We start from the raw sequence: 20,278 nt of genomic DNA on the forward strand, positions 1-20,278 counted from the left end.
GTGTGGTTCGGCGTTGGTCTGCGCCCGGCGCCGTCCAGGTGCCGGTTGGACCACCGTGAAGCGACCACTCCATCGCGTAGCCCAGGTCGGGAGGCCGACCGATAGCGTTCGGTCGCTCTTGACGGTTCGGAATCCCGAGCGTAATTTACCAATCAGTCAATTCTACCCGTGACTATCGGTAACACACACATGTGGCTCTCACCGGCAGGCGCGGGCCCGGCCGTCCAGCGAAGGAGCAATGGCGCTCATGGAACACCCCACGGCATTCACTCAGCACCCCGCAGCCGACCGTCGATCGCGCGTACTCGATCGTCTCGCACGCCCGATACTGGACGCAGTCCTGCCACGAATCGACTCGCGCGTCCTGGATTCGACCAGGCCGTTCAGGACACCGGAGATGATGCGACCGCACGCCGAGTCCCGGCGGTGGGCATGGACGCACTACGGAGTGTTCCTCCCCGAGCTACCCGGCCCGCACCGCTACCTGAACACGATGACCTTCATCGGCGCGACTGGTGCACTGGCCTTCGACAACGACTACCTCGCCGCCGATGACGCCCGCGACACGGCCACCGTCCTGTCGTCTACTGCTGCCGAGGGGCAACACCACTACCGCGCCTACGACACCGGACGCGACTGCTCTTTCGCCGACGACGGCTCCCGTCTCGATTGGGGCCGCGAGCTCAGCATCACCGGGGCGTATCCCTATTTCCACGTCCGCGGTCAGTATGACGATTTCGACGTGAGCCTCGATATCCGAGCAACGGACCAGGTTTCGTGGTTCGTCCGCACCCCCTTCTACGACCACCTCAGCCTGTTCGCGACCGCCACCGGAACCCTGACCGACAAGACCGGCACGGTCGCCATCGAACAGACGTTGTGCACGTTCGAATACGCCCGTTGCATGTCGCCGCAATCGGTTACGGCACAGGCGCTTCCGACACAACGCAAGCTCCCCGTCGACTTCTTCACCTACCAGATCATCAACCTCGACAGTTCGACGCAGGTGCTGCTCACCGAGGTTCGCGCCGCCGGCGCGGTCGCGTGCCTGCTCGCGCATGTGCGGTGCGTCGACGGGACAACGCGGGTGTACGACGACGTCGCCATGACGGTTCTGTCCTATCAGCCGAAACCGCTGGTCGATCCTCGCGGCCGCCCGATGCGCGTCCCGCAACAACTGCGCTGGCGGGTGCGCGATGCGGCGGGTGCGGAGGTCCTGACATTCGACGCCGAAGTCGACAGCCCGCTCCGCTACGGGCACGGCCGCGGCTATGTCGGCGCCTACACCTACCGAGGAACCTGGCAGGGCCGACGTTCGGTCACGGGAAGCGGCTACCTGGAGTGGATCGACTGCGAACCGGGGCAGTGACAACGGCACACTCCAGCATCGTTGTCTCGACCTGAGAATTCACCGCGATTCGGCATCCACGGCGTCGCGCGACGCCGTGGAGCTGTCCGGTCCCTCAGGGCGCGTCCAACACGCTTGCCGGAACCCCGTAGGGCAGAAACCGCACCCGCCGGCGATCGTCGGTGTTGTCACGATGTGCGCGTAAAGCCTCGAGCTCGGTCGGAAACACCTGGTCGACGCTGGCCTGGCCGGTGTCGTCAATGCTGAAGATCGCCCACACCCCGCTGCCGGTGTCGCCGGTGGTCTCGCCCTCTGGCATCGGCGGACGTGGCTGCTCCGGCTGGAAGAACTGACCGAACAGCGACGTCAATGAACCGACGTCGGCACGATCGACGTGGCTCAGATAGTCACCAGCTTTTCCGAGCAGGTCGCGCAGTTCGGTTCCTGCCTCACGCAGCGCACGTTCGAAATCTTGCGGATCGATGCCGAAAGGTTCATTGGTAGCCATCGCATCTGCTCCTGGGGACGAGTTGGGTGCTCCGTTCCTCAGTGTCCTCGCGAAACGTCGACTTCGCCACGACGACGGTTCCGAGCTCATGGCGTCGGTGTCTGGCGCGCCGTTTCGATAATCACCTCGTTATAGGCGATGACCACCCGCCCCTGCTGCGTTGGCACCTGTGTCGTTGCGCGTGCTCCGAGAATCTGGATGCGAGCTACGACATCAGGGGCGATATCTGACACGACGATGGTCAGGGTGTCGCGTGCGTCCGGGTGAGTCGCACAGTGCTGGATCCAGTCGGCGAACTCCGGCCCGAGCTCGTCACCTCGAACGATGTAGCCTTCGCCGCCGACACGGCCTGGGCGAAATCCCCCGATCGCTGTCGCCCACCCCATGATCTCGTCCAACGCGATCGCGTACCAGGCTGCGCCGACGCTCGTGAGGAATTGGGCCAGTTCGTCGTCGCGATCGTGCCTCGACATGTGTGATTCCCCCTCATCGCTGCCATGAAAATTCGGATGACAGTCAGTCGAACCTGATTCATTATGGGCGGGGAGATTCGAGTGGGGAGTGCGGTGGGAACAGCAGTCGACTACGAGATCTATGTCCGGCCCGCGGAGGTCGAGCACGCACTGCAGATATTGGCCGATCGAGCCGCTCGACCGCTGCAGGTCGCAACGAAGGTGTTGTTGCCCGACCGACGGCAAGTGGACCTGCCCTATCGCGTTGGCGGAATCGTCGACCGGTCGTTCGTCGATTGCAGGAGTGGCAACGACCTCGAATTCTTGCTGGCGATGCGAGTCGACGTCGACGAGGAGATCGCCCACCGGTACAAGCTTTTCGAGTCGGTCATGTTCACTGAGATCGAGGGGAAGTTCTACCGCTACCGAGACGATCTGAGCGCCGATGAGATGGTGGACCTCTTCGAACTCACCGCCGAGGAACAACTCGCGCGGGGCGCCCTCGTCACGACTGGGACAACGCAGGTCAACGTGCGACTGAAGGTCCAGTTCGCCAGTCGGCTCGTCCCCTCGTGCGCACGGATACGCGTCTTCTCATGGTCGACCTCGACGCACTTCCTGTTCGGTCGTTCCCCCGCGTTCCATCGGATTTTCGCCGAGCTCGCGCGCGCCACGGATGCGGTGGGCTGGATGTATGGCGTCGAGCCTGACGACGAGAAGATCGTGTACTGGCTCAACGGCGAACCGACTGGTCGAATGGCCGTGCCGGGCAAGAGATTCGCGAACCTCGGCGAACTGGCCGATGCAATGCGACCCTCAGCCATGGACGAGCCGGCGGATCACTGATGCTGCGTACCCGGAGCGTTCGGTCGGGTCACCCAGCGCCAGAGAATCGGATTGGTGCGAAGTCTCCGTTTGCCGCCGACGATGCAGTTGCGGCCGTCGGAGCGGGGTGCGAAGTGGGCCGTCGGACCACCAGCTGCCGAGCGCACGCGACTGCTCAGCCGTGCTGTGAAACCGCATCGCTTTGACGCCGCCACATTTCATAGTTCCCGCATTCCGCCGTGATCTCAGCCGTCGCCTGAGCTGCGGTGAAGAAGTCGTCGGCCAGCGGCGAGGTGCGCGATGCCGCCATCGCGAGGTACACCTGGTCGGGCGCCAGATCCGGGACGGGCACGTAGCTGATGTCCGGACGTGAGTAGAACACGGTCTCCGAACGCCCCACGAACGAGATTCCGCGGCCCGCCGCGACGTGCTCGAGCTTCTCCTCCACACCGCGCACCCGAAGCCCTGAGTCGGGGAGCGGGCGCGTGGTGGGCTGCGTGCTCGCGTCGGCATGCCAGATCAGGGGCTCACCGGCCAGGTCGGCCTCGGAGACCTCCTCCTTGCCTGCCAACCGGTGATCGGCGGGCAGCACCACCATGAGCGGCTCGGTGTAGAGCTGAATCAGACGCAGACCGGTCTCGTTGATGGGCAGCCGCACATAGCCGACGTCGACGCGGCCGTCGAGCAGCATCGGGGCCTGGTCGTCCCATTCCATTCGCTGCACGTCCACGACCACGTCCGGATGCTGAGCCTCGAACGCCCGCGCCGCTGGGATGACCGGAATGCCGGCCCGAAAGCCGACCACCAGCCGATGGCTGCCGCGGGCGGCGACGGCCACCCGGCGCCGGACCGCGTGCGCGGAGGCGAGCAGCGGACCGGCGTCGGCCAGCAGTTGTCGGCCCGCGTCGGTCAGCGCTACGCCGTGGCGATCTCTGGTGAACAGCTCTGCGCCGAGATCGTATTCCAGCGCACGGATCTGCCGACTGAGCGCCGGCTGCGCGATGTGCAGCTCATCGGCGGCGCGGCCGAAGTGCAGCCTGTCGGCGACGGCGGCAAAGTAGCGCAACTTGCGCAGATCCAGATCCATGGCGCCTCCTGGTCCGGTGATGCCTCCAAGGTATCACCACGGCTGAAATGGGTCTTGGACGCCAACTCGACCCAGTGGCATCGTTCATGGGGCGCAAGCGAATTCGGAATCGAACCAGAATTCGCACGTCAGTAATCAGTCCCCTCCATCGCGTCATTCGACGGAATTGACGAGCGCAACAAAAAACCGAACTGTTTCGGATACCCATCAATTCAAGGGAGTTATCGTGGGAAAGCTCGATGGCAAGGTAGCGGTAATCACCGGCGGATCCACCGGCATGGCACTGGCCGGCGCCAAACTGTTCGTCGAGGAAGGAGCGCACGTCTTCATCCAGGCCCGGCGCCAGGAAGCGCTGGACGCCGCCGTCGAGCTGATCGGACGCAGCGTCACCGCCGTCCAGGGTGATGCGTCCGATCTGGACGACCTGGACCGCCTGTACGACACCGTCAAGCGGGAAAAGGGCTCGATCGACGTGCTGTGGGCCAGCGCCGGGACGGGCGAACCCGCTGTCCTCGGCGAGATCACCGAGGAACAGTTCCACCGCTCCTTCTGGCTCAATGCGCGCGGCACCCTGTTCACGGTGCAGAAGGCACTGCCGCTGATCAACGACAACGGCTCGATCTTCATGACCGGATCCAACGCCTCCCTCGGCGCCTTCCCCGGCTGGAGCCTCTACGCCGGAAGTAAAGCCGTCCAACAGGCTTGGGCCCGCGTCTGGCTGAACGAATTGCGTGACCGCAAGATCCGGGTCAATGTCCTGACCCCGGGTCAGGTCGCCACCGCCAAACAAGAAGAATTGTTCGACGAGGCCACCAGGGCCGAATTCGAGTCGCTCATCCCCCGCGGGAAAATGGGCCGCCCAGAAGAAATCGCCACCGTCGCACTATTTCTCGCGTCCGACGACTCCAGCTATGTCAACGGTCTGGAACTGGTCTCCGACGGCGGCACCACCGCCATCTGAACCACACGGCAACGGGGTAGGCCACTGGGATTTCGCCCTCGGCGTCGGCGAGTTCACCGGCTGAGCCCCGGTCCGAGCAGTTCGATTCAGATCAGAGAAGGACGGACACATCCATGAGCAGCATCAGTTTCATCGGTCTGGGAACCATGGCCCACGCCATCGCCACTCGCGCGGTCGCCGGCGGCAACATTGTGCAGATCCTCGGCCGCGACTCGGCCAAGGCCGAGGGCCTGGCTGCCGCGCTAGGCGGCGGTGCCACGGCCGGGACATTCGGCACCGTCCCTGCCGGCGACATCGTCGTCCTCGCCGTGCCGTACACCAGCGCGGTATCGGTCGTCGCCCGGTACGGGGATGCACTGGCCGGCAAGGTGATCATCGACATCACCAATACCTTCAACGCCGACGCCACCGGGCTCGTCACTCCGGACGGTACGTCCGGTGCGCAAGAGATCGCCGAGGCCGCCCCCGCGAGCGCGCACGTCGTGAAGGCGTTCAACACCGTCTTCGGTCACATCATCGCCCAGGGCCGTCCGTTGGACGTGTTCTTCGCCGGAGATGACGCGCGGGCCAAGGCCGGCGTGGCGGCGTTCATCGAGAGCCTGGGACTGCGTCCCTTCGATGTCGGCGGACTCGAGATGGCGCGCTGGCTGGAAGGGGTCGGTCCGCTGCTGATGGGCCTGGCCCGCCACGGCGTGGGGAGCTTCGACATCGCCCTCAGCGTCGACATCGCCGACTGAGTGGGCGCGCACCGCCATTTCTTCCGCCGCATCACGCACAAGGAGCAATAACATGCGCGTTTTCGTCACTGGCGGGACCGGCCATTCCGGTTCGTACATCATCCCCGAACTCGTCACCGCCGGGCACGAGGTCACCGGCCTGGCCCGGTCGGACACGGCCGCGGCGGCCCTGTCCGCGCTCGGCGCGAAGGTACGTCGCGGCGACCTGGAGGATCTCGACGGGCTCAAAGACGCGGCCGCGGATTCCGAGGGTGTCATTCACGTTGCGCACCGGCAAGACCTGCTTCCCTCCGGCGGGCTCGACGCCGTGGCCGCCGCGGAACTCCCGATCATCCTCGCCTACGGCGAGGCACTCGCGGGAACCGGAAAGCCGTTGGTCGCGGCGGGGAGCATCGGCTCAGCCGGGAACCTGGGCCGGCCGGCCACCGAGGAGGACCCGGCCCTTCCGGGCGGCGATGAGTACAAGGGCACCCTGCGGGTTCGCAACGTCGTGGAAACCGCCGTAGTCGACCTCGCTGAGCAGGGAGTGCGGTCTTCGGTCGTGCGGTTTGCCAACATCGCGCACAGCACGACCGATCGTGGCGGGTTCCTCGTGCAGCTGATCGCGCTCGCGAAGGAGAAGGGTTTCGTCGGCTACCCCGGAGACGGCGCGAACCTGTGGAACGCCGTGCACGTCCGCGATATCGCCCCCGTGTTCCGCCTGGCTTTGGAGAAGGGGCCGGCCGGCAGATACTGGCACGCGGTAGGGGACGGGGCCATCCCACTCCGGGATATCGCCGAGGCCATCGGCAGCCGACTGGGCCTGCCTGTCGTGAGCATTCCCTCGGACGTGCTGATGGTGCCGGGATACTTCGGGTTCCTCGCGAACATAGTCACGCAGAGCTACCCGGCGTCCAACCACATCACTCGCCGGACCCTCGGCTGGGAACCCGCTCAGCCCGGCCTGCTCGCCGATTTGGACAACGGCCATTACTTCCCCGGGCAGGGAGCCTGATCACAAGGACTGCTACACGATCGGGTGGCAGCACTCACGCGCAGTCGTGAGTTCGCTGTGGCGACGCGGACTTTCAACCCGCTGAGTCAGGGCATCCATGGAAATCGAAATCTGTTGTGAAAGGACAGGAAAGGCTGTTCCACCCGCCATTTTGCTCCAACCCGACCGGCGTGAGCAGGGGTGCGTAACAAGCGTCTCACCCCAGCGAGTGGTACCACCTCAACACCCCCGATGGCCGGAGCGGCGGCGTCGGGTGCCGTCTGGCGATGGTGCGCAGCTCGAAAGGGCGAGGTGAATGTTGTCCCCACCTTGATCAGACATTGTTGCGCCGTCAGACCGGCCACGGGCGCTCGGCGGCGTGCACATGGTCGGAGGCTGAGGCGGGTCGGCTAGATGTCGGAAGCGTAGGTGCAGAAGTGATCCACGACTTCGACGAGAAGGGGGTGGACGCTTCGCACCGAAGATAGAACGGGGCAGACCAGCGAAGACGGGCGAGTTCGCGGCGTTCCGTTGCTTCGCGCTCAACGGCACCGATCGCCGCAGCCCTGTCGTGCAGGATACGGCGATCGGCGGCAACATTCGCTGGCACAACCAGCACGCCCGCCCGACCCGAAACTTCGCTGTCGGTGCGAAGATCCGGCGGTAAAATTACCCAACCAAGGTCGCCTGACGCGGCATTAGATGATTCCTAACCCGGCTGTCGAGTTGTACAGCAACCAGTCGTACCAGAGCTGATACCGCGCCTGTGGCGCCTTGGTCTCCAGCATTCGATCCGTGCTGTCCTTGCGGCCGGAGCTGACCCATACGCTGTCGTACGAGCCGATGTGGGCAGTGACAGTGAGGGGCCGGAATACAGTGTCCCGCCATCCCGAGGAAATGTAGTCGATCAGCTCACCGAATACCCAGGCGGAAATGGTTCCGACCACCAACCCGAACGGCCCTCCGATGGTCGTACCCACCTTGACCAGAGCGTCCTGAACCTGCTTCTTGATCTCCTTCGTGACCCGATCCAGAAATGTTTGCATAGCCTTACCATTGTCTCGTTCGACTAGCACGAGTGTTACGAGATAGGCCTTGGGGAAGGAATTTCCGCGCTCGGTGATATCGAAATTCGTGAAGGTTCGCGGGGGATTGTAGTGCTTGATTTCCTTATTGTTGAAACTCCCGAGTTTGATCGGCTTGATGGTTTTCGTGTCACCGCTTTCATCGACGGATGTACCACCGAGCCACATGTCGTCTTCGCCGATGTGACCGCCGAACGGGCTGTTGGTCTCGTTGGCGCAGCGGATCTGGGTCACTCGCAGCAGGAGGCTATCCGACCGTGTCGCTCGAGCGGGTGCATGCTGGGGGATCATCCCGCGCAATGTGCCGAGGAACGCCGGATTTTGCAGTTTCGCAAGGTCCGCGGCGGAGAACTTCAGGTTGGGGATGGCGAAAGCGGAGCCTTGCGAGGCGATCGGAGTCCGTGTCTGCAGATCGACCCCGGCCAGTTCCCCGAGATGCGCCGTGCGGATCGCGGTGGTATGCACCCGCTGGATAGCGGCGACTCCGGCGGCGGCCCGCTTCTTTTCGGGCATGGTGTCGAACCAGCTCGCCAAAATATTCTCGGCGGAATCTCGTTGAGTGGGCAGCGGGAACCGCGCTGCGTCGGCAGCGTGTGCGGCGACTTTATCTGCCGCCAGTTCGAGCTGGCGAACCACGCGCTCGCCAATTTTGCGCAGTTTCGGATCGATGATATCGCCGAGCTGCGAATCGATGCTGTTGATGGCCATGTCGATTTCCTTTCGTGTTTCATCACTTCGATGAGAACTCGACACTATGTATGAATTCTTTGGCGCACTTCGGTGCTGACACCGAAAAGGGCACCGTGGTAGCCCGGATGCGGTCGGCGCGTTCGCGACACATGCTGCTGTGGAAGGTGATGAACGGCTGCAGTCAGTAGCCCGTGGGTAGATCGAAGGAAGTGCCCCGGATGTGCGGAATCAACGACAACTCGCGGTCGACGGTGGAGCGCGAGCGCACGGCCGTCATCGATGCGGTCGACTATCTGCGGCCGCGGATAGCCGCCGCGCACGATCCGCGCGTCGTGTGGTGGCCGAGCTCGATGGCCGAGGAACGGGAGACGCGCCTCACGATCGGACTGATCGAAGGCGGCTTCGATCAGTCGGTTGCCGACCTGGACGGCGCCGGCATCACCGTCCGCTGGTTCGGTGGCGGACGGACCGCCCCACTGTGGTTCCGCGAACACGGGGCCTTCTCCGCATCGCTGTTGGTCGGACAGGGCATATTTCGACTGCGCGGAACCGTGCCACGTGCGCGCCTGAACGTTGCCTGCACCGCGTCAGCGGACGGCGTCATCCGGCCCGATGATGTCGCCACCGCCATTCGATGGCTGACGTCTTCGGGTGCAGACGTGATCGTGATCCCGCTGGGCCAGCCCGACGCTCATGCCGGACTGACCGCCGCGCTGCGGGCAGCGACGCACGCCGGGATCGCGGTGATCGCGGCAGCGGGCAACTCGGCAGCAGGGCCGATCCTCTTCCCGGCGAGTGACCCACGATGCCTGGCAGTCGGGGCATGCACCGCGACTGGTGCGCTGCTACCTGGTTGTGTGAGCGAACCGCGGGTGGACCTGTTCGTGCGCGGCGACCGGGTCCGCGCACCTGTCCGCGGACGGTTGCTGCGAACCCGCAGCGGGACCTCGGTCGCGTGTGTACTCGCGGGAGGGCTCGCGACTACTTTGATGACCGAATACGGTCGGACTGCTGCGATCGAGTACTTGGCGAGTCGGCGGAAATCAGTTAGGGATTGAAGTGGCCGAGGCGGGTGCGTAACAAGCGCCCCATCGAGCAGGCCGAAACCGGCGTGTGAACGAGTCGTTCCCGGATCAGATGTGGGCGTGGACTCCAGGTCGTTGTCACCATCGACGGGCGGCAGGTGCGATTCCTCAACATCATCGACGAGTTCAGACTAGAAAGCCCCGGCAACCAGAGCGAGATTTCTTCGACTGGCTGCTCGAACGTCGTCTACGCGCCGGGCCCGCTCCTAGGGCGTTCATCGGCTGTACTCCGAGCAGACCGTCACGGTGTTGCACGTGATCAAGGTCGCCCGGCGCCTCGGGTTAACCCCTCGATGAAGTCGCCGATCGCTCGCGGCAACCCAGTTCGGCAAAGCGGCGTCGCTGGGCTACAGGCCCGCGCCACCTAGAAATCAGCTGACATCGACGCGAAGCTCGCCAAGCTGACCGCGGTACGTAACACATTGCGCGCCGCCCTTGCCGCAGGCTTTGATGACCTGCTCGTATGTAGCGAAAGCCCCACCTGCCCAGTCCCTTTAGACGATCTGAACCGCAAATCGAGTACAGGAGACAGCGGCTGTGGCTACTGAATCGATCACGAGGACGGTCGTCGTGTTCGGGCTCGGTCTACAGGTACGCCACCACGATCACAGCATCCTGAACCGGATATCTAGGCTCTGCCCATGACCGTGGTGCGCTCGATCATACTGTTCGTCTTTGCTGCAATCGCCGAGATCGGCGGGGCTTGGCTGGTCTGGCAGGGCGTGCGTGAGCATCGTGGCTGGGCATGGATCGGCGCCGGAGTCATCGCCCTGGGGATCTACGGTTTCGTCGCAACGTTGCAGCCCGACGCCAACTTCGGACGCATCTTCGCAGCCTATGGTGGCGTGTTCGTCGCCGGATCACTGTTGTGGGGGATGGCGCTGGACGGCTTCCGTCCCGATCGGTGGGACGTAGTCGGCGCGGTGATCTGCCTGGTCGGTGTCGCGATCATCATGTACGCGCCCCGCGCCGCTTGATCGGCTTCTCAGTAGCAAGACACATCGTCGGCGCAATCGGTAGATGGACAGATTTGCTGGGTAGGTCCGGGGAAACCGTCGGGGTACAGCCTGCCTGAAATCAACAAGGCAATGAGTACGTGCCGCAAGTTCATCGCCGCTGGCAACCAGGTGCTGGCCGATCGGATCCGTGAGGCTATTCAGCAGTAGGAGCGGCTCTCCCGCAACAATTTCGCGGTGCTCGCCTAACCCTGCTGCCCTGACCTTCCGGCCTGGCGATGTCGCCGCACCTCGGCCTTGCCTCATGCGCTTCCAAACCACCTGAATGCCACCAAGTCGACCGGCGGCCCAACGCCGGAGGAGCCGAGCTAGACCGATATTCGTTGCAAGGGAACCGAATTCACCTTTGCGGCGTCTAAGTCATTGAAGGGCCCCACGCCGAAGGCGTCGACGAACTCCAACGGTGCAACAACTCGACAGGAGTCGACTCGTGCTGATGACCTACGACGCGGAAGCAGCGCCGCGATGACCTATCCCCAATGGCCTCGCTAGCTAGCTCATCCAATTCTGTTGCACCGCAACAACAGGCACAACTTGCGATGCCCAAGCGGCAGGAGCCCGCAATGACCACCGCCGACCCGTACCGGCCCACCCCCGCCCGCCTGCACAACGCGATCCTGGGTGGGAAGGACCACTACGCGCCTGACCACGCGCTGGCCACCAGCCTGGCGGCGAACAAGATCACGCCCGCGATCACCGAATCACGCCGCTTCATCCTGCGCGCGGTCGAGTACCTGATCGACCAGCACGAGGTTTCCCAGTTCGTCGAACTGGGCTGCGGCTACCCGCACGCCCCGAACATCCACGAAATCGCGGGAGACCGGAACGACGACCTCACCCGAATCCTCTACATCGATAACGACCCCGTTGTCGCCGCCTACGGCCGTGCCCTGCTGACCGGACCGAACCGCTTCTTTACCGATACCGATCTGACCGACACTTCGGCGGTCCTCGGCGACATCATTGCCGTGATGGACACAGCCAGGCCGATCGCGGTGTTTGTGTCGGGGACCGCGGAACTGATCAGTGACGCTCCCACGATGGTCACGGCGTTGACCGACCGCCTTGCTTCCGGGACATGGATGGTGTTCACCCACATCACCGACGACATCCACACTCACCAGATCCACTCAGCCACTGACACTTTCCGCAGTGCGGGCATCGCCTACCACGCACGCGGGCGCGACGAGATCACGGCCATGCTCACCGGGTACCGACTCGTCACACCCGGCCTGATCGCCCCACACCGGTGGCGACCCATACCCAGCAGCGGGGTACCCGCACTCTCCACCACGCCGCGACACCGCGCGGCGTCGGATCTGAGTGCTTACGCTGCAGTGGGCCGACGCCACCGATGACCGCACCGCGTTCACCGTCTCTGCCTCGCGCCCAACGAGATCGGGACGACAGTAGGCGCGAGGACGCCCGGGCGGCGTCGGCGTCAAATGGTGACAACGATTTTGCCGGTGTGGTGGCCCTGTTCCAGGTAGCGGTGGGCGGCGACGATGTCGTCGAGGGCGAACACGGTGTCGATGATGGGGCGCAGGGCGCCGGTGCGGATGCCGGCGGTCAGGAATGCGGTGATGCGGTGCACGGCAGCCGAGTCGAGGGTGTGCTCGAAGCTCATGTACCGGATCATGGTGATGGGGCTGGCCGGATACGGTGCCGGCCGGGGATCCAGCCAGCCGACGGTGATCAGCCTGCCGCTGAATCGCTTGGCCGCATCGGCGAGTTCGGCCAGGCCGGGACCCATGACCGAGTCCAACACGATGTCGGCGCCGACGCCGTTGGTGTGTCGGTGTGTGGCCTCGACGACATCGTCGCGGTCGGTGACGATGACGGCGACGGCACCGGCAGCCAGCAGGGTGCGTTCTTTTGCGGCGCTCCGGGTGACGGCCAGGGGGATGGCGCCGATCTGGTTGGCGATCTGGACGGCGGCCAGGCCCACACCGCTGGAGGCTGCGGTGATCAGGACATGGTCGCCGGGTTGCATCCCGGCCTTTTCGACGAGCGCGCCGTAGGCGGTGGAGTACGCCACCCACAATGCTGCTGCGCTGATGGCGTCCAGGCCGGCGGGCCTGGCGACGACCCGGTCGGCGGGGAGGACGAGGTGTTCGGCGTAGGTGCCGTTGGTGTCCATGTCGGGCACGGCCGTGGCGATGACCGCATCGCCGGTGGCCCATCCGGCGACTCCCGAGCCGAGGGCGTCGATCGTGCCGGTCGCTTCGATGCCGAGGCGGGCGTGTGGCAGGCGGATCGGTCGCGGTGACATGCCCGCGCGGATCATCTGGTCGAGTCGATTGATACCGACGGCTTCGACCTTGATTCGCACCTCGTCGGGGCCGGGGTCGCCGACCGGTTCGTCGACGATCTGCAGGACTTCGGGGGTGCCGGTCTCATCGAAGACGACGACTCGTGACATGGGGGCTCCTGACCGCTCATCTATTTCTCGTACAGTCGTACTATGAATATAGATAGTACAGTCGTTCTAGGAATGTCAATCGTGGTGGATCCGGAGGCAAGTGATGGCAGGACGTCCGGTCGACTATCAGCGCAGGGACGAATTGCTCGACGCGGTAGTGGATTACATGGTCGAGCACGGGCTCTCCGAGCTGTCGTGGCGGCCCGTCGCCGCCGGCCTCGGCGTCTCGCCGACCACGCTGGTGCACCACTTCGGCACCAAGGAGCAGATGCTCCAGGTCGTCCTCGAGCGGTTACGGCGGCGCATGTTCGCCGCCACCAGTGATGCGGCGGGTCCGCATCCCGACCTGGCGACGGCAGCACGCGCGGTCTGGACGCGAACCTCCGACCCACGCATGCAGGCGGAGTTCCGGCTGTTCTTCGCCGCCTACGGCCGCGCCCTGCAAGCCCCCCAGCAGTTCGCGGACTTCCTCGACCACGTCGTCACCGATTGGATGACCTCATTGCGCAAGGCCCCCGACGTTGACCCCGAGACCGCCTCTCGCGCAGCCACATTGGTGATCGCGACGATTCGCGGACTGCTGCTCGACCTACTCACTACCGGCGACCGGAACCGGGTCCAGGATGCTGCCGAAAGCTTCCTGAGCGCCCTCGAACGCCGACCGTAACCCTCGCCAACCCCTTGTGCGGCAGGACAGCAGGTGGTGCGAAGGTTGGAATGGATCGCCAGCACGGGTAAGGGCGAACTCCGGGACCTCAGGTTACAGGCGTTGATCCGCGCGCACTGTGGCCAGTACCTTCCAAGCCTGTAGTGCCGCACCGAGATCGCGTACTGCGGCGGGGTCGGTGAGGGAGCGGCCGGTGAGTTTCTCGATGTGGCGGAGGCGGTAGCGCACTGTGTTCGCGTGCAGGTAGAGCCGTTCGCCGGTGGTGGCCGCGGAACCGCCTGCGGCGAACCAGGTTTCGAGGGTTTCCAGGAGGCGGTGGCGGTCGTCGTGGGGGAGGGCGAGCACCTCGTGTAGGCGCAGGTCGACCATGCGCGCAGCCTCCAGTGGCGCGGCGGCGACGACCATGCCCAGCGGATTGTCGTCGAATCGGGCGACGCCGGAGGTGTGATCGCCGAGGCCGACCACCGCGAGCCGGGCGAAATGCAGCGCCTGCGGGGTGTCGGTGAGTGACTCGTAGGGCGGGCTCATGCCGACGCGTGCTCGAAATTTGCGCAGCGTGGCCAGCGTGGTGGACTCCTGATTCGCCGGGAGCGCGAGAACGCCGATCTGCTGATCCGGGCGGAGTCGCCAAGCGGAGATGATCTGCGCACGGCGCAACTCGGTTTCGATGCCGGGCAGCGCCTCCCGGCCCGCGGCGCTGACCTCCGCGGCGACCACCACGTAGCGTCCCCGCGGCGGCAGCCCGAGAACGCGCGTGGCCTCGCCGAGGGTGGCCGGGTCGGCGATGACGCCGGTGAACAACGCCTCGACCAGCACCGACCGCTCGTGCTCGCGTTGCAGCACGAGTTCTGAGCTCATCTCCCGGTAGGCGGCCGCGACGGCGACGGAGTACTCGCCTGCCAGCGCCCAGACCTCGGCCGCCAGATCGACGAGGACGGCGTCGGTGACCGCCGGATGCCGTCTGGCTTCGGCGACCAGTTCCGACCACAGGAATTCGAAGCCGATCCGGAAGGCGTGCAGGGTCTCGGCCAGCGGCACACCCTGCTGGGCGCGCAGCCTGCCGGTTTCCTTCGGCGGCTCGGGATCCACCGGTTCGGCGGTGGTGAAGTGCTGCACCATCAGCGTCAGATTGCGGGTGCAGGAGGTGCGGATTGTGTCGAACGGAACCTGGTTCTCGTTGCGGTAGGTCTCGAGTTCGTCGACGAATCGCCGGGCCAGCTGTAGTCCGAGATCGTCGATGCGCGCGAGCAGTGCCGCGGCGACGTCGACGATCGGGCTCGGTGGCGATGTTCGGACCATTTCCGCAGCTTACCGGGGGTGTGGTTGTTCCCGCGGACAATGCTTTCGCGGCGATGTTGTCCGGCGATCCATGGGATCGCGGTCACAGCGGTGCGACGATTTTTGCGTTGTCGACCGCTTTCGTCCCCGAGGATCTGCCGATGCCCGCTCTGAGCGAGAACCTGCTCCACTCCGCGCTGTGCCACCCGAACCGGCCTGCGCTGCGCTCGGGTACGACCGTGCTGACCTACGAGAAACTCGAGGAGCGCACTGCTCGGGTCGTTGCCTTTCTGCGCGAGCGTGGGATCGAGCCAGGGGATCGGGTGGCGCTGATGCTGCCGAACGTGCCGGAATTCGTCGTGCTGTACTACGGCATCCTGCGATCCGGCGCGGTGGTCGTGCCGATGAACCCGTTGCTCAAATCGCGCGAAGTTGCCTATTACCTGCGGGATTCAATGGCGGCGCTGTTGTTCGACTGGGTCGACGGGCCGGGTGAAGGTCCGCATGGCGCGCAGGAAGCCGGGACCACGGCGCTCACCATCGACGCCGACCTCCTGGCCGAACTGCTCGCCGGGCACGACCCCCGCCGCGACGATCGCTCGATCACCGCCGAGGAACCGGCCGTGATCCTCTATACCTCCGGCACCACCGGCACGCCCAAAGGCGCCGCGCTGTCGCATTCCGGGTTGGTCCACAACGCCGACGTCTATTCCACGACCGTGCTCGATATCGGCACCGACGACGTGATCCTCGGCTGCCTGCCGCTGTTCCACACCTTCGGCCAGACCTGCGCGATGAACGCGGCGATCCGCAGCGGCGCCTGCCTGACCCTGGTGCCGCGCTTCGAACCCGCGGCGGTCTTCGAGGCGATCGCGCGCGATGGTGTGACGGTGTTCGCCGGTGTGCCGACGATGTATTCGGCGCTGCTGCACGACTCCGGCGCCGCCGAGGCCGATGTCTCGACCTTGCGCCGCTGCGTCTCCGGCGGCGCCTCGCTGCCGGTGGAGCTGTTGCACGGCTTCGAACAGCGTTTCAGCTGTGTGATTCTCGAAGGATACGGGTTGTCGGAGACCAGTCCGGTGGTCGCGTTCAACCATGCGGGACAGCCACGCAAACCAGGCTCGATCGGTACGCCGATCCGCGACGTCGAGGTCGAACTCGTCGACAGCATCGACGGAATCGGCGAGATCGTGGTGCGCGGCCCCAACGTGATGCTGGGGTACTGGCGCCGACCCGCCGACACCGCCACGGCGATCCCCGACGGCTGGTTTCGCACCGGTGACCTCGCCCGTCGCGACGAAGACGGCTACCTCTACATCGTCGACCGCAAGAAGGACATGATCATCCGCGGCGGCTACAATGTGTATCCGCGCGAGATCGAAGAGGTGCTCTACGAGCATCCCGAGATCACCCAGGCCGCGGTCATCGGGATCGCCGACGCGCATCTGGGCGAGGAGATCGTGGCCGCCGTCGCCCTGCGCGTCGGCGCGACCACGACCGGCGAGCAGATCCAGGAATTCGTCCGGGATCGGGTCGCGGCCTACAAATACCCGCGGCAGGTGTGGCTACTCGACGCCCTGCCGACCGGGCCGACCGGCAAGATCCTCAAACGCGCCATCACCGGTCCGTGAAAGCCGCTGTCGCACAACACTGTCCGCACATCACACAGGAGTGATCCATGTTCAGCTACCCCAGCAGTGACGGCACCACCATCCACGTCCGGTCCTGGCTGCCCGCCGGCGACGACGTCACCGGCGTGGTCCAGATCGCGCACGGCATGGGAGAACATGCCGCGCGCTACAGCCATCTCGCCGAACGTCTCGTGGCGCTCGGCTACGCCGTCTACGCAGCCGACCATCGCGGACACGGACACAGCATGGCCGGTGCACCCGGTGCACCCGGTGACCTCGGCGACAACGGCTGGAATCTGCTCGTCGAGGACATGGCGGCGCTCACCACGATCCTGCGCGAGCTCCATTCCGATCGGCGCGTGGTGTTGTTCGGGCACAGCCTCGGCTCGTTCGCGGTCCAGCAGTACCTGCTCGATCACGATGCGCTGGTCGATGCCGCGGTCCTGTGCGGTACCACCGCGGTGGATGAACTGTTCGTCGAGATCGCCGCCGCCGACGGCGACCTGCTCGCCCTGTTCAACCGGGAGTTCCAGCCGACCCGCACGCCCGCCGACTGGCTCAGCCGCGACGAGGCCCAGGTCGACGCCTACCTGGCCCACCCGTGGTGCGGGTTCGAGATCGATGCGGTGAATATGGCATCGCTGGCGAAGCTGGGCAACGAACGGCTCGCCCGGCCCCGCGGCATCCGGACCGACCTGCCGCTGTATGTCATGGTCGGCGGCAGTGACCCGCTCAATGACGGTGCGCGACTGAGTGATCTGCAGGTGCGGCGTTACCGCGACGCGGGGCTCAGCGACATCACCTACCGCGTGTACCCGAACGCCCGCCACGAAATCCTCAACGAGATCAATCGCGACGAGGTGGAGAACGAACTCATCGCGTGGATCTCGCGGGACCGCGTTCCGGCGATCTAGGTGCCGGCGCGTCGATCCGAACGACCACGGCACTTCGATGTCGAGATCGATACCGAAGTGCCGTCGTGGTCGGTCGGGGGCGGAACTCAGTGCGCAGCAGCGACTTCCGGTGCGGGAACCACGCTGAGCAGAGCGTCGACGACGGTGTCGATCAACGCGTCGGCGCGTTCGGGCGACAGGAGTCCGTCGATGTAGCCGAGATTCAGCGACAACGCGTCGGTGCCGTGACCGACGGTCAGCATCATCAGACCACTGATCGACATGCCGGAGACGACTTCGGCGCCGGAGACCTCCCAGTTGCCGATACGGGCAGGGAAGTCGCGAGTGTCGACGAAGGTCAGGCACAGATTGCCCGGCCCGCGGGCGTCCAGCAGGCCGACCACCTTGTCCGGTTGTGCCGGTGTCTTGGGCAGCATGAATCCGATTCCACCCAGGTTTGCCAGGTGCTGGCGCTGTTCGATACGACTCGCGAAGTCGGTGGCGAAGTCGGTGGCCGTCTGCCACAGCGGTTGTCCCGCCGGTGTGGGAAGGGCGATCATCGCCTGGTAAGCGCCGGTGTGGGTGGCGTCGAGCGGTCGCTCGAGCTGCTCGCGGAACAGCACCGAGACACCGACCGGGAAGTGGGCTCGCGGTGCATCGGCGTCGTTTCCGGCGGCGCGCGCGAGTGCGGCGGCGACCAGACCCGACAGTGGTACGTCGCGTGTGGCGCAGGCGTCGAGGAGTGCCTGGTACTGGGTCCCGTCCACCACTCGCCGCGTCAGCTTGGTGAAACGCTGCGCAGGTGCAACTTCGGTGCCCGCGCTGACTCGCACCGGCTTGACCCGCAGATCGCGCACCCCGTCGGCCGCCAGCCGGGCGATGGCCTTGCGCTTGCCTCGCCAGCCTTGGAAAGGCCGGGGGAACAACGCTTCCGGCGCGGGTGGCGCGGGCACTTCGGCAACCCAGCCGCCGGTTTCGGCGGCGAGCTCGAGCACCTGCCGGGCGAACGACAGCACGGTCACCGCGTCGGCGATGGTGTAGGTGGAGGTCAGCACGAGGTCGTGGACGTCCGGTCCGACGGTGATCAAGGTGGCGCGCAGCAGCGGTGCCTCTGCTTCGAATCGTGTCCGCAACTCGGCGTCGACCTCGGCGATCCAGTCCTCGGATATCACCTCGCGCAACGGAATCGACTGAATCGCGACCGGGACGAAGCGTGGATTGCGGCCGTCATCGCTGCGCACTTCGGCATGCAGCATCGGATGCCGCCGAGTCAGCGCGGCCAGACCGGCACGGACCGTATCGGCGTCGAGGTCGCCGGTGACGCGCACTCGCGAGACGATGTGCAGCGGCGCCACCTGATCCACGGTCCAGTGCCAGCGTTCCAGCGTGGACAACGGCCGCGGCAGCGCGGCGACCGGCTCGAGGTCGCCCAGCCCGGGCCACGTCATCGGTTCGGCGAGACTGGCCTGCAGTTTCGCTTCGGCGCTCTTGACGATGAAGCCGTCGCGAACGACGATCAGCGCACGATTGCGGGTCTGTTCGAGGCGGCCCAGCTTGCGGGATCCGTCGACGAGCATCGTGGTGCGCGGAATCCGCCGCTGTTCGTAGACCCGCAGTCCGGCCCCAGCGTCGTCGTGGGTGGCCAGCGCGTGCGCGAGCACCACCGCGTCCTCGATCGCCGAGTTCGCGCCCTGCCCCAGGCTGGGCAGCATCGGGTGGGCGGCGTCGCCGAGCAGGGTCACCCGGCCGCTGCCCCACGCGGTCAGCGGCGGGCGGTCCTGAGCGGGCAGTGCGAGAATGTCCGATTCCGGTGTGGCGGTGATGATCTCGGTGATCTCGGGCGCCCAACCCGTGAATCTGGCGAGCAGATCGTCTTTGCCGTGCGGCCAGTCCGCGGCCTGCTCGGCGGTGGTGGTCAGGGTGGCCCACCAGTAGACATTGCCGTGTCCGATGTCGTGGATGCCGAAGCGCATGCCCCTGCCCCAGTAGTGGATCGAGGCGCCGGGCTCGATCGCTGGGTGCGCGAACGGCACCAGCGCCAGCCAGCACACGAACTTGCCCGGCCGCGGAGCCTCGGCGCCGTGCAGCTGGGCGCGGATCGCGGAGTTGATTCCGTCCGCGCCGATCAGCACATCGGCGCTCAGGGTGCGGCCGTCGGTGAACTCGACCTGCACCGCGTCGGCGGTCTCGGTGAACGCGACCGCCTCGGCGCCGAGCTCTACCCGCAGGTCGTCGCCGCAGGCTGCCAGCAGCACGTCGTGGAGGTCTTTGCGGGCGAGTGCGACCGCGGGAGCGCCCAATTCGGCGTCGATGCCGGACACGTCGATGCGTCGCATGTCCGAACCGCCGGGCCGGCGAAAGGTGAACGATCGCGCCTGTGCGCCCGCTCGGAGCAGTTCCTCGTCGATGCCGAGATCGAGGGTGCGCAGGGCGTTCATCGCGTTCGACTGCACCGACAGACCGAATCCGGCCGCGCGCAGTTCCGGGCCGCGCTCGCACAGCACGACATCGATTCCGGCCCGGCGCAGGGCCGCGGCGGCGGTGAGACCGCCGATGCCTGCGCCGACCACTAGTGCCGACTTCACGGGTGAGTTCACTGGATTTCCTTGCTGTGTCGCGG

General features: G+C 65.7%; 18 protein-coding genes. 11 read left to right on the top strand and 7 right to left on the bottom strand.

Going from position 1 to position 20,278, the window contains the following annotated elements; genetic code table 11:
- The first annotated feature begins 397 nt into the window (after positions 1 to 397).
- Positions 398 to 1,369, top strand: coding sequence for a DUF6670 family protein (locus ACWDXS_RS03060; RefSeq protein WP_378990419.1), 972 nt, complete (start codon positions 398 to 400; stop codon positions 1,367 to 1,369).
- 94 nt (positions 1,370 to 1,463) lie between these two features.
- Here ACWDXS_RS03060 and ACWDXS_RS03065 read toward each other — a convergent pair whose 3' ends face one another.
- Positions 1,464 to 1,856: a hypothetical protein gene (locus ACWDXS_RS03065; RefSeq protein WP_378990417.1), complete on the bottom strand. Its 393-nt coding sequence runs from the start codon at positions 1,854 to 1,856 to the stop codon at positions 1,464 to 1,466.
- 86 nt (positions 1,857 to 1,942) lie between these two features.
- Positions 1,943 to 2,329, bottom strand: a complete 387-nt coding sequence (locus ACWDXS_RS03070; RefSeq protein ID WP_449961381.1) for a hypothetical protein — start codon at positions 2,327 to 2,329, stop codon at positions 1,943 to 1,945.
- Positions 2,330 to 2,410: 81 nt separating this feature from the next.
- On the opposite strand from ACWDXS_RS03070, the gene ACWDXS_RS03075 reads away from it, so the two are divergent.
- Positions 2,411 to 3,154: a hypothetical protein gene (locus tag ACWDXS_RS03075; RefSeq protein WP_449961383.1), complete on the top strand. Its 744-nt coding sequence runs from the start codon at positions 2,411 to 2,413 to the stop codon at positions 3,152 to 3,154.
- Between the two features lie 154 nt (positions 3,155 to 3,308).
- Here the strand turns inward: ACWDXS_RS03075 and ACWDXS_RS03080 are convergent, their stop codons facing one another.
- Positions 3,309 to 4,220 (bottom strand): LysR family transcriptional regulator, encoded by a 912-nt coding sequence (locus ACWDXS_RS03080; RefSeq protein ID WP_449961386.1) that lies wholly within the window; start codon positions 4,218 to 4,220, stop codon positions 3,309 to 3,311.
- Positions 4,221 to 4,446: 226 nt separating this feature from the next.
- Here ACWDXS_RS03080 and ACWDXS_RS03085 point away from each other — a divergent pair, with 226 nt between their 5' ends.
- The 3 genes from ACWDXS_RS03085 (at position 4,447) to ACWDXS_RS03095 (ending at position 6,912) form a co-directional block, all read left to right on the top strand.
- The gene (locus ACWDXS_RS03085) at positions 4,447 to 5,181 is read left to right on the top strand and encodes an SDR family NAD(P)-dependent oxidoreductase (RefSeq protein ID WP_379218653.1); all 735 of its coding nucleotides are present in this window, start codon (positions 4,447 to 4,449) and stop codon (positions 5,179 to 5,181) included.
- A gap of 113 nt (positions 5,182 to 5,294) precedes the next feature.
- Complete coding sequence (locus ACWDXS_RS03090; RefSeq protein WP_449961389.1) at positions 5,295 to 5,918, top strand: NADPH-dependent F420 reductase; 624 nt, start codon at positions 5,295 to 5,297, stop codon at positions 5,916 to 5,918.
- Between the two features lie 52 nt (positions 5,919 to 5,970).
- Complete coding sequence (locus ACWDXS_RS03095) at positions 5,971 to 6,912, top strand: SDR family oxidoreductase (RefSeq protein WP_449961392.1); 942 nt, start codon at positions 5,971 to 5,973, stop codon at positions 6,910 to 6,912.
- Positions 6,913 to 7,589: 677 nt separating this feature from the next.
- Here the strand turns inward: ACWDXS_RS03095 and ACWDXS_RS03100 are convergent.
- A complete protein-coding gene (locus tag ACWDXS_RS03100) occupies positions 7,590 to 8,684 on the bottom strand; it encodes a hypothetical protein (RefSeq protein ID WP_449961394.1) in 1,095 nt (364 codons plus the stop codon).
- 200 nt (positions 8,685 to 8,884) lie between these two features.
- On the opposite strand from ACWDXS_RS03100, the gene ACWDXS_RS03105 reads away from it, so the two are divergent.
- The 3 genes from ACWDXS_RS03105 to ACWDXS_RS03115 all read left to right on the top strand — a co-directional run bounded on the left by ACWDXS_RS03105 (position 8,885) and on the right by ACWDXS_RS03115 (position 12,125).
- Positions 8,885 to 9,724: a S8 family serine peptidase gene (locus ACWDXS_RS03105; RefSeq protein WP_449961396.1), complete on the top strand. Its 840-nt coding sequence runs from the start codon at positions 8,885 to 8,887 to the stop codon at positions 9,722 to 9,724.
- A gap of 668 nt (positions 9,725 to 10,392) precedes the next feature.
- Positions 10,393 to 10,728 carry a YnfA family protein gene (locus ACWDXS_RS03110; RefSeq protein WP_449961399.1) on the top strand — a complete coding sequence of 112 codons (336 nt, stop codon included), beginning with the start codon at positions 10,393 to 10,395 and terminating at the stop codon, positions 10,726 to 10,728.
- Positions 10,729 to 11,330: 602 nt separating this feature from the next.
- Positions 11,331 to 12,125: an SAM-dependent methyltransferase gene (locus ACWDXS_RS03115; RefSeq protein ID WP_449961401.1), complete on the top strand. Its 795-nt coding sequence runs from the start codon at positions 11,331 to 11,333 to the stop codon at positions 12,123 to 12,125.
- Between the two features lie 83 nt (positions 12,126 to 12,208).
- Here ACWDXS_RS03115 and ACWDXS_RS03120 read toward each other — a convergent pair whose 3' ends face one another.
- Positions 12,209 to 13,189 carry a zinc-dependent alcohol dehydrogenase family protein gene (locus tag ACWDXS_RS03120; RefSeq protein ID WP_449961404.1) on the bottom strand — a complete coding sequence of 327 codons (981 nt, stop codon included), beginning with the start codon at positions 13,187 to 13,189 and terminating at the stop codon, positions 12,209 to 12,211.
- Between the two features lie 103 nt (positions 13,190 to 13,292).
- On the opposite strand from ACWDXS_RS03120, the gene ACWDXS_RS03125 reads away from it, so the two are divergent.
- A complete protein-coding gene (locus ACWDXS_RS03125; RefSeq protein WP_449961406.1) occupies positions 13,293 to 13,856 on the top strand; it encodes a TetR/AcrR family transcriptional regulator in 564 nt (187 codons plus the stop codon).
- A gap of 93 nt (positions 13,857 to 13,949) precedes the next feature.
- Here ACWDXS_RS03125 and ACWDXS_RS03130 read toward each other — a convergent pair whose 3' ends face one another.
- A complete protein-coding gene (locus ACWDXS_RS03130; protein ID WP_449961408.1) occupies positions 13,950 to 15,155 on the bottom strand; it encodes a PucR family transcriptional regulator in 1,206 nt (401 codons plus the stop codon).
- 140 nt (positions 15,156 to 15,295) lie between these two features.
- Between ACWDXS_RS03130 and ACWDXS_RS03135 the strand changes: the two genes are divergently transcribed.
- Both ACWDXS_RS03135 and ACWDXS_RS03140 read left to right on the top strand, forming a co-directional pair.
- The gene (locus tag ACWDXS_RS03135) at positions 15,296 to 16,765 is read left to right on the top strand and encodes a long-chain-fatty-acid--CoA ligase (RefSeq protein ID WP_449961411.1); all 1,470 of its coding nucleotides are present in this window, start codon (positions 15,296 to 15,298) and stop codon (positions 16,763 to 16,765) included.
- Positions 16,766 to 16,812: 47 nt separating this feature from the next.
- The gene (locus ACWDXS_RS03140) at positions 16,813 to 17,679 is read left to right on the top strand and encodes an alpha/beta fold hydrolase (RefSeq protein ID WP_449961414.1); all 867 of its coding nucleotides are present in this window, start codon (positions 16,813 to 16,815) and stop codon (positions 17,677 to 17,679) included.
- An 86-nt stretch (positions 17,680 to 17,765) separates the two neighbouring features.
- Here ACWDXS_RS03140 and ACWDXS_RS03145 read toward each other — a convergent pair whose 3' ends face one another.
- Positions 17,766 to 20,255, bottom strand: a complete 2,490-nt coding sequence (locus tag ACWDXS_RS03145; RefSeq protein WP_449961418.1) for an FAD-dependent monooxygenase — start codon at positions 20,253 to 20,255, stop codon at positions 17,766 to 17,768.
- Between the last annotated feature and the right edge of the window lie 23 nt (positions 20,256 to 20,278).

The sequence above is a fragment of the Nocardia sp. NPDC003183 genome (assembly GCF_053590715.1).